19 protein-coding genes are annotated in these 11,982 nt (G+C 31.3%); 2 read left to right on the top strand and 17 right to left on the bottom strand.

Annotated elements, in window-relative coordinates:
* Nucleotides 1-2: 2 nt before the first annotated feature.
* Nucleotides 3-368 (top strand): response regulator, encoded by a 366-nt coding sequence (locus BUR17_RS01635; protein ID WP_074228263.1) that lies wholly within the window; start codon nt 3-5, stop codon nt 366-368.
* A 126-nt stretch (nt 369-494) separates the two neighbouring features.
* Entirely contained in the window at nt 495-797 is a 303-nt protein-coding gene (locus tag BUR17_RS01630) for a hypothetical protein (protein ID WP_074228262.1), read from the top strand.
* A gap of 178 nt (nt 798-975) precedes the next feature.
* On the opposite strand, the gene BUR17_RS20830 is transcribed toward BUR17_RS01630, so the two are convergent.
* The 17 genes from BUR17_RS20830 to BUR17_RS01550 all read right to left on the bottom strand — a co-directional run bounded on the left by BUR17_RS20830 (nt 976) and on the right by BUR17_RS01550 (nt 11,952).
* Entirely contained in the window at nt 976-1,137 is a 162-nt protein-coding gene (locus tag BUR17_RS20830; RefSeq protein WP_167594289.1) for a hypothetical protein, read from the bottom strand.
* A gap of 261 nt (nt 1,138-1,398) precedes the next feature.
* Nucleotides 1,399-2,079 (bottom strand): hypothetical protein, encoded by a 681-nt coding sequence (locus BUR17_RS01625; protein WP_074228261.1) that lies wholly within the window; start codon nt 2,077-2,079, stop codon nt 1,399-1,401.
* 67 nt (nt 2,080-2,146) lie between these two features.
* A complete protein-coding gene (locus tag BUR17_RS01620) occupies nt 2,147-3,277 on the bottom strand; it encodes a hypothetical protein (RefSeq protein ID WP_074228260.1) in 1,131 nt (376 codons plus the stop codon).
* 201 nt (nt 3,278-3,478) lie between these two features.
* Nucleotides 3,479-4,288 (bottom strand): hypothetical protein, encoded by an 810-nt coding sequence (locus BUR17_RS01615; RefSeq protein WP_074228259.1) that lies wholly within the window; start codon nt 4,286-4,288, stop codon nt 3,479-3,481.
* 58 nt (nt 4,289-4,346) lie between these two features.
* Nucleotides 4,347-4,592 (bottom strand): hypothetical protein, encoded by a 246-nt coding sequence (locus BUR17_RS01610; RefSeq protein WP_074228258.1) that lies wholly within the window; start codon nt 4,590-4,592, stop codon nt 4,347-4,349.
* 16 nt (nt 4,593-4,608) lie between these two features.
* Nucleotides 4,609-5,208, bottom strand: a complete 600-nt coding sequence (locus BUR17_RS01605; protein WP_074228257.1) for a hypothetical protein — start codon at nt 5,206-5,208, stop codon at nt 4,609-4,611.
* A 36-nt stretch (nt 5,209-5,244) separates the two neighbouring features.
* The gene (locus tag BUR17_RS01600) at nt 5,245-5,733 is read right to left on the bottom strand and encodes an ankyrin repeat domain-containing protein (protein ID WP_074228256.1); all 489 of its coding nucleotides are present in this window, start codon (nt 5,731-5,733) and stop codon (nt 5,245-5,247) included.
* A 33-nt stretch (nt 5,734-5,766) separates the two neighbouring features.
* A complete protein-coding gene (locus BUR17_RS01595) occupies nt 5,767-5,979 on the bottom strand; it encodes a hypothetical protein (RefSeq protein WP_074228255.1) in 213 nt (70 codons plus the stop codon).
* A 10-nt stretch (nt 5,980-5,989) separates the two neighbouring features.
* Entirely contained in the window at nt 5,990-6,328 is a 339-nt protein-coding gene (locus BUR17_RS01590; RefSeq protein ID WP_074228254.1) for a hypothetical protein, read from the bottom strand.
* Nucleotides 6,328-6,762: a hypothetical protein gene (locus tag BUR17_RS01585; protein ID WP_074228253.1), complete on the bottom strand. Its 435-nt coding sequence runs from the start codon at nt 6,760-6,762 to the stop codon at nt 6,328-6,330. The genes BUR17_RS01590 and BUR17_RS01585 overlap by 1 nt, the downstream gene beginning before the upstream one ends.
* A 289-nt stretch (nt 6,763-7,051) precedes the next feature.
* Nucleotides 7,052-7,834, bottom strand: coding sequence for a DUF4261 domain-containing protein (locus tag BUR17_RS01580; RefSeq protein ID WP_074228252.1), 783 nt, complete (start codon nt 7,832-7,834; stop codon nt 7,052-7,054).
* Between the two features lie 40 nt (nt 7,835-7,874).
* A complete protein-coding gene (locus tag BUR17_RS01575; protein WP_074228251.1) occupies nt 7,875-8,423 on the bottom strand; it encodes a hypothetical protein in 549 nt (182 codons plus the stop codon).
* 3 nt (nt 8,424-8,426) lie between these two features.
* On the bottom strand, nt 8,427-8,936 hold the full coding sequence (locus BUR17_RS01570) for an imm11 family protein (protein WP_143747507.1): 510 nt from the start codon (nt 8,934-8,936) through the stop codon (nt 8,427-8,429).
* Between the two features lie 18 nt (nt 8,937-8,954).
* On the bottom strand, nt 8,955-9,539 hold the full coding sequence (locus BUR17_RS01565; protein WP_143747506.1) for a hypothetical protein: 585 nt from the start codon (nt 9,537-9,539) through the stop codon (nt 8,955-8,957).
* A gap of 83 nt (nt 9,540-9,622) precedes the next feature.
* Complete coding sequence (locus tag BUR17_RS01560; protein ID WP_074228248.1) at nt 9,623-11,119, bottom strand: hypothetical protein; 1,497 nt, start codon at nt 11,117-11,119, stop codon at nt 9,623-9,625.
* Nucleotides 11,120-11,126: 7 nt separating this feature from the next.
* Nucleotides 11,127-11,630 (bottom strand): hypothetical protein, encoded by a 504-nt coding sequence (locus tag BUR17_RS01555; RefSeq protein ID WP_074228247.1) that lies wholly within the window; start codon nt 11,628-11,630, stop codon nt 11,127-11,129.
* A 13-nt stretch (nt 11,631-11,643) separates the two neighbouring features.
* On the bottom strand, nt 11,644-11,952 hold the full coding sequence (locus BUR17_RS01550) for a hypothetical protein (protein WP_074228246.1): 309 nt from the start codon (nt 11,950-11,952) through the stop codon (nt 11,644-11,646).
* Nucleotides 11,953-11,982: the final 30 nt, after the last annotated feature.

Raw genomic sequence — 11,982 nt, 5'->3', positions numbered from 1 at the left:
AAATGCAAGGTAAAAAAATAATGATCTGTGATGATGATGACAGCATCTTGGAGGTTCTTCAAATGATGCTTGAGATTGACGGCCATACTGTTTTTTTAGAAAACAACAGTACCAATCTTATTAAACAAATAAGCAACATTAACCCTGATATTTTACTCATGGATCTTTGGATGCCGGTTCTTTCAGGTGATCAATTGCTTAGAACGATAAGAACAACTGATGAGTTGAAAGACCTGCCTGTTATTATTCTATCTGCAAGCGTTGATGGTAAGGAAATAGCAAACAGTGCCGGTGCAGATATGTTCATCGCAAAACCTTTTGATATGGATGATGTTTCTTCAGGAGTAGAAAAACTACTTTCAGTCTAGTGTTGAGACAATAGCAATATATTTTCTATTAAATATATGTAAATTATTCATTACTATTAAAGTTCTAAGTTTCTGCTTAAAACTGTTCTCAATCGTTTTTTCTACTTTTGTCTGATCTAAATTATTATGAAAAAGATTGTACATTTTACCGCATTGATTAATTATTATACAACAGAAAAAGGAGGATTGGTTACTCCTGTCTCATCGGGTTTCCGTGCCTCTTTCAAGTTTCCTTTTGAATTAGTAGCGTATATAGGAGTTCAGGAATTTACCCATACGGAACTCATTTTTCCAGGCGATTCTGAAAAGATTGATGTTACATTGATTAACGCGGATTTATTCTTGAGAAAATTATATACAGGAATGGATTTTGTAATTTCAGATAATTCGGGAATAATAGGCGACGGAACCATTACTACCCTTTTCTAAAAAGATGAATTCCGATCAGATATAGTTATGTTTGAGCATTTATTTAGGAATTCAGTCCTTATTAAAATAACTTCTGATTAAATTAAAAACCCTGCAATACAGGGCTTTTAATTTATATTAAGACAAAAATTTTCTTCATAAATAATTCTTATCCTTAAAAAGATTAAAGTGGAATATCTTAAAAGAGATTATTAGGATTTAAATTACCTGATGCTCCTTTCGCAAGAAACACCACCTTCCTATTTAAAGACTTGGCTTTTTCTAATGCCTTCAGAGCTTTCTGACGCTCTATTTCTTTATTAATACCTGGAATACTTTCGGGGTTATTAGAGTTTTTCATGATAAATATTATTAGTGTAATTGTTTTCTATTAATTTCTTGATAGAGATACAATAGCATAAAACAGACCATTCAATAAAAGTTTGATTATTAATTCTATTTCATTTGAAAATTATCGGTAAGGATATCAACTGATAATTTCAACTATTGCCTTTATTAATTATTCAACTAATAAATTTAATTTTTCACAAAGCAAATGTCTTGTATAAAGAATTATTCTCATTTCGTGTTGTCTGGATACGAAACAAGATATAGATTCGTATTACCTTTCTTCTAAAAGTTTAAAATAACGGCTGTAGTCTTTATCCGGAAAAGCTTTTTGCAATGCTTCCAATGACTCTTTTAAATTCTTATAGATGCCATCCGCCTTTAAATCTTCTAATGAAACTTCCGTAAAAAGATATTGCCAATCTGCTATACCCAGCATATCTGCAACGGCTTCAAAATATCCATTAAAAGTAAGGTTGGTTTTATAAGCTAATGCTTTGTTAATATAATAAATAGCGGGTTCATTAGGCGGAGCGATTCCATTTTGAATACTGTAAACGGCTAATTTGCCATCACCAATCTCCGGTCGGGTATCTAAAATACGAAAGGTCTTCCACAGCGCTATTTCTTCAGGCGTTTGACCTTTAAACCAAAGTTTTGCATCATAATCTAATAGTGACAATCCTGGATAAAGATTTTCTATATAAAATTCTACCTGAGAAGCAAAATCATCTATTTCAAACCAAGAGTGAAAATGAAATTTGTCTATATTTAAAATATCCAAATATCTATTGGCTACTTGCTCATAATCTAATTTAGTAAACTTATTAATCACAAAGTTAGCTTCTTCTTCATTAGTTTCTAAAATATTAGAATTAATATCTACCTCTTCAAAATAATCTGATTGGGTTGCTATTTCTAAATTTTTAAATAATTCTGTGATTTTAAATTCCATGGGTTTATTTTATTATGTTGTTTTGTAATAGTTTTCAAATGTTCTTTAAATATATTTCTAAGCTCCGTTAAACCTTATCTTTATAATGATTATAAAATTCTAACTGATCGGTTAAAACCTCATGAATCTCTTTCCAGTCATGCTTCTCAGATAAATCTATAGCTGCTTTCCAGGCGTCCATATTAGGAATTCCAAAATTTACACCGCTCCAATATCCTGCACTTACTAAAGCATCCCATGCCATAAGAGGATCGTTTAATTCTTCATCTATTGTTTTTGCGGCTTCTATATGGGCGTCTCCATTGTATGACTTTGAGGATTTTATTATTCTCTCTAATGGCAGAAATAATGGATGACTTTGTATTTTCTCAGGCAATAGATAAATATTATCAGAATGGCTTAACATAAGATCAAATTCTAAATTAGTTCTAGCATTTGTATTGGGCAATATCTCAAACGAATAGCCTGAAGCATCAAAGCCATGAGATTGAATAAAGCTTTGCCAATAAAATTGAATCTTGTTTTGTTCGCTCAAATCTATTAAATCATATGAATAAGCTTTTTGCCCAATAGCATTGTAAACTCTTGCATTCCAAACACCATAATCTTTTATTTCAAAACCAGGAAGATAAGACTTATCTTTTACCATTGAATTCATTAATTCGACATATTCTTTCTGTTGAGGAGTATTATAATAATGATTCCAAAAATCTATATATACTTTGGTGTAAAATTCCGAAGGGTTTTCCAGATACTTCAATTTATCCTCGTTATGTAAATATTCCTTTAAAAATTCTAAAGAATCTAAACTATCTGTATATTCTCTGAACGGTAATGAAAGTTCTTCAAGCAATTGCCAATCATCCAAAATATATTGGACAAAATCTGAAGTATCCAACATTCTTAACTGTCTCATCGGCAAAAAATTTGCTAAATTATTAGAAAAAATAGAGTGATCCCATCTGCTTCTTGAATAAACAGGAGAGTCTAACAATCTTTTATTTGGCGTTAATTTAACAGCATAGCTATCATAGGTTTCAAAAGAAAATGGAGCTACATACCATTGTCCAACCTGTAATATTCTGGTATAAAGTTTAGCTTCTTCCTGATGACTAAATTCAACACCTAAAATTGTATTTAATCTTTCTTTGCCTTTATACAATTCTTTTAAATCCTGATGTATTTTATTTAGTCTCATAAATCTGTTTTTAAATAATGTGATTTTTCCATATTTGTTTTGCTAATGATTTTAATTTAATCCTAGTATCTTTAAAATTATTTACAATAAAAAACCAGATAACTTTCGCCTCTAGATTTAATGCAATTTAGTTTTTGCACAACTTTTATTTTCTTTAACCCCATTATCCGTAATAGAATATTTGTTAAAAACAACATATTATTATTCGTATTGAGATAAGATTGTCGTAAACCTGCTGTCGTTTTTGTATTTTACTTTCATAGCATCATCTATAAGGTTTGCTTCCATTCCAAATTTAAGGGCAAGCTCCAGGCTTTGAAAAAAGAGATCTTCATTACCCATGTCGAAAAGTATTTCCGCTTTTGTGCCATTATACAAACCGTTTTCGGGCTCAAGGACTAAAGCTTTATCGATATATTCAAGGCTTTTATCCAGAATGCCTGCTGTACGTAATTCATATGCCCGATTATTATAAGCTAATGCTTTTTGAGTATGAGATTCTAAAATTGCATCATATAATAAAAAAGCTTCCTCTAGCTCACCTTTCTCCTGATAGGAAAGAGCCAATTTTTCAATATCAAAACAATAGTAGTTAATAACCTCATCCATACCTTCAGCGGCTTTTTCCAGCATAAAAGGTAATAATCCTTTTGTACCAACTATTTGACTGGCTTCGTCGGTTTGTAAATAGTTTTTTATATAAATTGCATCAGCTCTATATTCACCATTTTCATCAAAAATAATGGAAATGTCAAGGTTTTCAGGATTTACATATTCGTTTGTTTCATCATCAAAGTAAAAATCAAAAACTTCACTGTAAATATTTGAAATCCATTCGGGGGTAATATATCCTTCATGATCAAAGATTCGTATTTTGTTTCCGGGCTCATTAACATCAAATGCAAAATCATTCCCGGATCCATCTGTTGCAAAATATACATAATTGTTTTTTACCTGTAGACCATAGTATTCATTGGCAATATTCTTCAGAACATCCGATACAGAAGACAATGTTATACCTAATCCTATACTGTATTGCCCGTATTTTTCGCACCACTCAATATACTCTTCAAGGGTAATTGTGCTTTCTGAGATTATCTATTTCTGCAGAGGTAACGGTAGTTTCATTGTCAATCCAGAAAGGATTTCTATAATCTGCATCTGCTATAAAAGCACGCAGGAAATTAAAAAAACCTTCAAAATCCGTAATTTCAGATAGCGTGTGTTTTCGTTTTTGTATTACCTTCACCAGATTTTCAAGGTTGGTGTTGAATTCTTCTTTTGTTTTTGCTGTAAGTCCGTAATATATTCCCATTAAACAATTATATAAATTATCCTTGATTGTAATCTGCTATCCAAGTTGGATGTTCCGGTTCGACAATTCTTAGTGTTTCTATTAATGTACCGTCTTTTTTTATTGTGATGCCTTCTGTATAAACATTGGATCTTTTATTATAAATCCATTCGATAACTTCTTCTTTTCTTCTCTTTTCAGAATTTAGATCTCTTTCGGTTATTATTTTTAATTCCCCATTAACAATCCCAACACTCAAATTACTCTGATATATTTCCGACCTAATATTATTTGATTCTGCACCTAATAAAGCAGAAAAAACTAAACCAGAATCCGCATTATATATACCTTTTCCAAATTTAGGATTTTCATATTTTCTAATTAAAAACAATCTTCTTTTTTTAAGATTCTTCTTATTATTATTATATAATTCTTTGGTCATTAAAGATTCATCTCTATATGCAGTTATAATTGCGTAATAGCCAAATTCTTCACTGTAACAATTTTCCAATTTTGCAACTAAGACATACCATTCTTCGTCTGTTATTGAGTTATCAAATTGACCTAATCTAAACTGATATTCCAATTCCGTAAACTCTAAAATAAAATTCTTAACGTCTTCTAAGGTATAATTCATGATTTTAATTTTAATTAATATCTAAGGAGTTAAGAACTATTTTAAACTGTCAAAATAATTAATAATTTCACCTGTTACGGGCATAAGGTCTTTTGCACCATCATAATTACTGTAATTTTCATGACTATCTGCTTTGAAAGGATCTGCTCCCGCTTCAACCAGTAATTTTACAATCTCAAAGTTATAGTTAAATACTGCTTTCCATAAAGCATCATTACCATATTTATCTTTTAGATTAACATCAGCTCCATTCTCTAATAATAATTTAACCATTTCTATGTTTTTTCCATTTACTGCAGACATTAAGGGAGAATAATTTTTGTCATATAAATCATTAACATTCGCCCCTCTTTCTACTATATATTTTACAATTTCATACCTGCCACGATTTATTGCATGGTTTAATGGCGTGCCACCAACCAAATTTATTTCTGTTGGGTATTCATCAAGCGTTTTAATGACATTACTAATATCTTTAACGGCACGAATCATCGCTCCTAATTTTCTTTGTAATTCAATTTCCATAATCATTGATAGATTTTTTTTAATTAGAACTTCTTATTTATCTTTCAAATACTCATTCAATGAAAAATCATCTCGGTTATCCGGCTCAGAATAGCGCTCTGTAGAAACAAATTTGCCTCGCTTCTTAATATCTAAACCTGAATGATTATAAATATTTCCTTTCCAGCCTGTCACATTCATTGTTAAATTATTCAATTTCACACCCATTATTCCGATAATTTTAAATTCATTATCAATTTCACTCATAATGAAGCCATTAGAAAAACACTTTTATTTGGCTCACCAATAGGATTTTTAGTAGAAACATACCTACCCAGATCTCAACATACATTTTATTTTTGTAAGCACTGAGCTTGTATAAATGACGGGATTTATTGATTAAAGGATTTTCCGCGATTTCTTTTTCAGTTCTCTTAAAAATTCCAAAATCAATCCTTTCGGAAATTCCCATTCCTTTTTCAACTCCCTCTATTACCATACTTCGAAATTCTCTTACCGCCTGATTGAAAGCATCAAGCTCATTTGAATTTAATCTTGTCCAACATTCAGCTTCTTTATCTAAAAATTCTAAAATAAATTCTTTTGCTTTTTCCATTATTTTAGTTTAAAAAAGATGATATAGATTAGCAATAATATAGATAATAACATGGGTACTACAATCAAATATTTTCCCTTCTTTGCGACTTCGTCTTTTTGTATCATGGACATTTCTTCGTATTCCTGCAGTGTTTGTTCAAAAAAACTTTTTCTGCCCATCATTACAAAAATAAAAAGGTAAAATAATCCGATCGATAAAAGTCCTAGTAGTTTACCTAAGAAGCTTGCTCCAAAAAAATTCATTGTTTCGAACGCGTCATCAGAAAGGCTTTTGCTTATGAACTTTAAATTCCATAAAATATAATCTATAATAAATATTAGAACCGTTGCTGCAAGTACCATAGAAGTTCCTTTTTTGGCAAGCTGTACATCCTTTCCTCTTATTTCAAGGTCAAACATATTGTACCATATTATTTTTTTCAGGATTGTCATTTTATTTTTTTTAGTTTCTTGATTAGTAGTTATTTCAATGCATTACACTTTTCTTTAAATTGAACTTGTTTAATTTTTTTAACCACAAAAGTGACAAAAGATTAACAGATTAGAATTTTAAGTTTATTAACAATCTGCTAATAAGAACACCTAAGTTTTTTTAAAATCTTTGATTTTTATTCTTTTGCTAAACCTTGTTCTCTAAATCGCATGAATTTCTGAATCAATAATTGCTTTTGAATCTTTTGCGGTTAAATTTTAATTAGTTTAAAAAAATATTATTAAAAACTTACAATTCTAATTTAAATGATTCTCCTTCTACAAATATCCCTTTTGATTGCACAATTTTAATTTTCTGATCAGCAGTAAAACCTAAGGTCTCGCCATTTTTAAAGGTTACATTACTTTTGACGACATAACCGCAAATCTGACTTAAAAAAGTGTGCAACTCTCTCAAATCAAGCGGAGCGTTTACAAACTCCATTTCAAGTTTATCAAAAGCCTTTAATCCGTACGAATAAGCACTATTGCTCCCTTCTCCTCTTCGTATACCAATGTAAACCCACAAATCCAGCGGAACCAAATCTGATTTTAATGCTTCTGCACTGTCGAGGTATTGGTCTTTTGGAATTAGCAAAGATTGAGTGCCTTGGTATATCCCAATACAATTGCTTGTCGCAAGAATGGCTGTTAAAACTTTCGTTAAAATTGCAAAACGTTCTTTGGTACTGGTGTTACTAGACATTATTGTTACAATAGCGTGTGAATTATGATTTTCCAAATCTGCTATTGCGGTTGACCAATTGTATGCGTATTTTGCCGTTCCCTCAATATCACCCCATGGAATATGTGCAGACACAGTTGCCAGTATAACCATTTCTCCTTCAACAGTGAAACTAACTGTTCCTGAAGAGCCATCGATATCTGTAGCTTCAATTCCCCAATCAGCTAAAAGATATTCTATAACTTTATCTGTGTCAAATGTTTCTCCGTTATTAAACATCGGCATTGCCAACAGCAAATTGCTTTTAGGTGCTTCTTCCTTTTTTGCTTTCTTTTTAAATAATCCCATTGCTTTAAATAGTTTTTATGATTGTTATTTGTTTAGTTTTTTAGTGTGAATAATATCGAATATTCGACTGATTCTTGTTGATTTCTACAATTTCGAAAATCTGGAGCTCCAAACCTAAATCCACTTCATCAGACCAATAAGTAGGAGTAACGTTTTGCGTCAGATTTTGTGCTTCTTTCCAGCAGTTGATGAACCAATCGTCATAAATACTTGATTGTTCCTCACGGTATTCTTCCATCATATCTTCCCATTCTTCTGTATCGCCTTCAAAATCTTCTTCCATCTCATCCACCTCATCCATAACATTTTGCAATTTTGCAGTGTATTCGTTTATTTCGTGGAACAAAAGGCTAATGTCTTCCGTAATTGTTACACCACGAGAGTTAGAGCCGAAAAATACAATTGACAACCATTCATTACGATATTCAAAATTGAAAGTCGCAATATCATTTTTATCATAACCAGATAGCATTTTAATTGCTGTTCCGTTGAGAATCTGCACAAGTTCTCCGGTAATTTTGGTACTTAATGACTCTAATGTTGTCTTCAAGAATACATTCAACTCTTGAAGCTCTTTTATTTGTTCCATATTTTAAAATCTGTATTTTTCAACGGGAATAAATTCAAATCCTTTTAATCCCTGTTCTGTTATTTTGTTTTTAATAGTTTCGCTAACTGTTATACTGTGATGAAGGTTTTTCAATTTAAAAACAGACTCGTTAATATCTTTTACAAATACCAACTTATCTATTCCACGAATATGTTTGTCACTTAATTGAAATAAGTCTGATTGTTCATAATCTACTGCATCAATTTCTTTATTTATTTTCATCAGATAAATTTCCATCGATTCTTCCCATTTGATGTGGTGCACCGTTACAGCTACAAATTCTAAATGCGGAATATGTAAAGACAGGAAAAAATCTTTGGCTTTGCCTGAAAATCCGTAATAACCTGAAATAAAATCTGTCTCAAATTCACCATGATAAAAAATTTTTCTAAAAGGTTTTCCTTCTAATGCTAATTCTAAATTACCATCAGCTTCAAAGCTTACATATTTATCTCCGGGATTGATAGAGTGTTTTATAAAATAGTATTGCATTATTTTATTATTTAACATTTATTCCCATTCATCTTCGTCCAAGACTTTTTCAACCCATTTTATTGTTTCCTGTGCTTTAAGATCATCTTTTCCTATAATGATGAGGGCACGCAAAACATCATCGGCAACAAATGCATCAAAACGTCCATCCGATTCGTATTCGTCTTCAATAATTTCAATAAGATTTTTGATAATAGCAGCTTTATTTTCTGCATTCCAATCAGATTTTAAATCTTCCCATGCTTGGCTGAAAAAGTACAAGGCAGATGTAAAATCTTCGTACTCCACAATATCATCATTCAGATAATTAGTGATCTCTTCCTGAATGGAAGCAATTTCTTTTGCATGTAAAGGAGCTAATTCTCTAATCAAAATATAGATTGCTCGATAAGGCTTAAATATTTTATAATCTCGGTTTAGACCATACTTTATAGCTTCAATAATTTGATTGATGGTTTTTGTAGACAATTTTGTCTCGTATTTTACATCACCAAGAAAGTCTAAGCTATCATAAAATTTCCGTTCTTCTTGTTCTTCTAACGAGATTAAAACCTCATCAATTTTTCTTTCTAGCTCTTGGTTAATTTGATTTTCTATGTTCACGATTTTTTGTTTTGAATTTGAATTTGAATTCATAATGAAGTCCATTCCAAAAAATCAGAATAGGCTTGAATGATTAATTGTTTTTAAAAAGGAAATATAGGAACAAGCTTCATTCCTCCTGATCCTGGTGAAGTTTCAATATATTCTTTTTGATAAGTCAATGGAACCAAATTCATTTCTCCACTTTCTTTCCATTCCTGTATGATTTCTTCTCTTGCTACTTTTGCAATTGCTTCGTTTTTACTTCTAACTTTTGTTGTTTTTAACCACTTATTTTCAATAGGTTTAATTGAAATCAACAAAATTTCTTCTAAGTTCAGTTTCAGCTTTTGAGGAACAGTCTTTGATTCCGAACCCAACAAAACTCCGAAACTATCATTTTTCATAAAATCTTTTGCGTTCAAAAAGCTTGATACATTGTGATTGGCTTTATTTTCTCTGTTGATCCAAAGTTCTATATTTTCTTCAGTAAATTCTACAGTGGTTTCTCCGTGGTTTTCCATTAATACCTTAAAATCACCATGTCCGATTGCAATCTGAGAAACACTATTGACAAGTGCAACAGCAAAATGTTTATGAATAATGTCATACGGAATATTGCCATGAAATTCCATATAAAATTCTGCCCCGATTCCATTATATTCAGAATTTTTACCATAATAAAAATCTTTGTAAGTATCTGAAAGCCCATCTGTAATGAGAATAGTAGATTCAGGAGCATGAATAACTCTCATTTTACATGAATTATGTCCTGATCTACCTTGCGGCCATGAATGGTTTCTAAATCCGCCCACTCTTAGATAAATAATACCTTCATCCAATTTCCCTAAAGAGCTGAAAAAATCATGTCTCAGCTTTTTGCATTCTGCCGAAGTTTCTTTTTGTCTTTTATATTGCGGATCTAATTCAATTTTAGATACCGTTAAAGGCTCAAATCCATATTCCTCGAATGCAGGATGCGACTGTACTTTTATCGTACTATTTTCATAGATAAGGTATAAACTTTCTATTTTTTCGTTTAGCTGATGATATATTGAAAGCATCTCATCACGACCTGCAAAATGCCCAAAAGATCTCATTTTGTCGTTGTAATGATATGTTGAATCTATAAACATTCCGATTTCATCTGCCTCTTTTTTAAAATAAATCAAAGCTTCCGATTTCACAAAAACATTATCATTCTCTCTATACTTCGGGTATGTGTCTTCAATTTCCTTTTTAATGTCTTCAAGCAACATAGGAACGCTGTATCTTTCAGCATTAATAGGTTCACCTTTTTTAAACGTAAATTTTATTTTAGAATGTACCGGAAAAAAGTCTAACAGATCCGAAAATTCGTAGTCCTGAAATTTATCAAGATGTTCGCTAATTTCTTCCTTATCGTATTTGCCTACATGAAAGTCATTATGATATACTCCATTTTCGTAAAAATAAATGCCGCTGGTGGAAGAGCTTCCATATTCATTTTTGAAAGACTCGTAATGATAGTTACGTCCTTCAACCGGTAATTCGGCCATTTGTTCAGAAAGTTCAGCAATCATTTCCTGAGCTTCTTTTGAGCTTAAATAGTTGTTTTTCATAGTTTTATTAAAATCTTGGAATAGATGATATTTCCGGATATGGGAAACGTTCTTTCGTATAAATAAGTTGAATAATTGTTCGCAAATACATACTGTCACTACGCATTTTGCAATGTATGAAAGCAGTTGCCCAACCTGCTCTCAGATTATCGACCACGATTTTTTTATCCCAAAAATTAAACGCATCAATTTCTCCATGATGATTACTGCATATTTGTGTAAACTCGGAGTGCGACAGTATGTAAATTTCATCTTCCTCTTCAATGAAGAAATTTTGTTCTCCGTATAATTTGTATCCTTTATAATCATTCATGGAAAGATTAATCAGTTCTCCCTTTATATCTTCGCTGCTTTCCGTTGTTAATGCGATGACCGAACCATTATTGATGAGAGGAAGAATCCCGTCCGGATAGTTGTAATTAAATGTATTCTTTGAAAAGTACTTTTTTAGACCTTTTTTAGAACAAATAAGCAAAACGCCATTTGTATCTTTTTCGAATTTTTTCTGCATTTTTTAATTTATTTTATAGCCAGTCCCCATGAAATTGCTTCATCTGCTGAGTCATACCTTGAAACTGTTCTTCTGTAAATGTATCTTGTAAACGCATGAGACTTCCACGCTGTGCTGCAAAAAATGCGGTCTTCCTATCTGTTACTATTTTGAATAGTGATTCATAATGATCTTCTCTCAGATAAATATATCCAAATTCTACTTTAGTGTAGGCCAAATCAACAAAATCTTCTCCATCTTCCAGTTCCGATACTGCTGTATTGGCGAGGATTTCTTTTACTTCCTTAAGCTGATCGCCTGATAGTTTTTCTGCTTTTTCCATGTTTATTTTTTTGCTAAGTTTTAGTTATTA

It is taken from the genome of Chryseobacterium scophthalmum (assembly GCF_900143185.1).
Classification (GTDB): domain Bacteria; phylum Bacteroidota; class Bacteroidia; order Flavobacteriales; family Weeksellaceae; genus Chryseobacterium; species Chryseobacterium scophthalmum.
Note: the sequence above shows the minus strand (reverse complement) of the source record. Positions and strands in the feature narration are given on the sequence as shown.

Coding starts and splice junctions, on each gene's coding strand:
- BUR17_RS01635 (WP_074228263.1), top strand. CDS start 3: ATGCAAGGTAAAAAAATAATGATCTGTGATGATGATGACAGCATCTTG.
- BUR17_RS01630 (WP_074228262.1), top strand. CDS start 495: ATGAAAAAGATTGTACATTTTACCGCATTGATTAATTATTATACAACA.
- BUR17_RS20830 (WP_167594289.1), bottom strand. CDS start 1,137: ATGAAAAACTCTAATAACCCCGAAAGTATTCCAGGTATTAATAAAGAA.
- BUR17_RS01625 (WP_074228261.1), bottom strand. CDS start 2,079: ATGGAATTTAAAATCACAGAATTATTTAAAAATTTAGAAATAGCAACC.
- BUR17_RS01620 (WP_074228260.1), bottom strand. CDS start 3,277: ATGAGACTAAATAAAATACATCAGGATTTAAAAGAATTGTATAAAGGC.
- BUR17_RS01610 (WP_074228258.1), bottom strand. CDS start 4,592: ATGGGAATATATTACGGACTTACAGCAAAAACAAAAGAAGAATTCAAC.
- BUR17_RS01605 (WP_074228257.1), bottom strand. CDS start 5,208: ATGAATTATACCTTAGAAGACGTTAAGAATTTTATTTTAGAGTTTACG.
- BUR17_RS01600 (WP_074228256.1), bottom strand. CDS start 5,733: ATGGAAATTGAATTACAAAGAAAATTAGGAGCGATGATTCGTGCCGTT.
- BUR17_RS01595 (WP_074228255.1), bottom strand. CDS start 5,979: ATGAGTGAAATTGATAATGAATTTAAAATTATCGGAATAATGGGTGTG.
- BUR17_RS01590 (WP_074228254.1), bottom strand. CDS start 6,328: ATGGAAAAAGCAAAAGAATTTATTTTAGAATTTTTAGATAAAGAAGCT.
- BUR17_RS01585 (WP_074228253.1), bottom strand. CDS start 6,762: ATGACAATCCTGAAAAAAATAATATGGTACAATATGTTTGACCTTGAA.
- BUR17_RS01580 (WP_074228252.1), bottom strand. CDS start 7,834: ATGGGATTATTTAAAAAGAAAGCAAAAAAGGAAGAAGCACCTAAAAGC.
- BUR17_RS01575 (WP_074228251.1), bottom strand. CDS start 8,423: ATGGAACAAATAAAAGAGCTTCAAGAGTTGAATGTATTCTTGAAGACA.
- BUR17_RS01570 (WP_143747507.1), bottom strand. CDS start 8,936: ATGCAATACTATTTTATAAAACACTCTATCAATCCCGGAGATAAATAT.
- BUR17_RS01560 (WP_074228248.1), bottom strand. CDS start 11,119: ATGAAAAACAACTATTTAAGCTCAAAAGAAGCTCAGGAAATGATTGCT.
- BUR17_RS01555 (WP_074228247.1), bottom strand. CDS start 11,630: ATGCAGAAAAAATTCGAAAAAGATACAAATGGCGTTTTGCTTATTTGT.
- BUR17_RS01550 (WP_074228246.1), bottom strand. CDS start 11,952: ATGGAAAAAGCAGAAAAACTATCAGGCGATCAGCTTAAGGAAGTAAAA.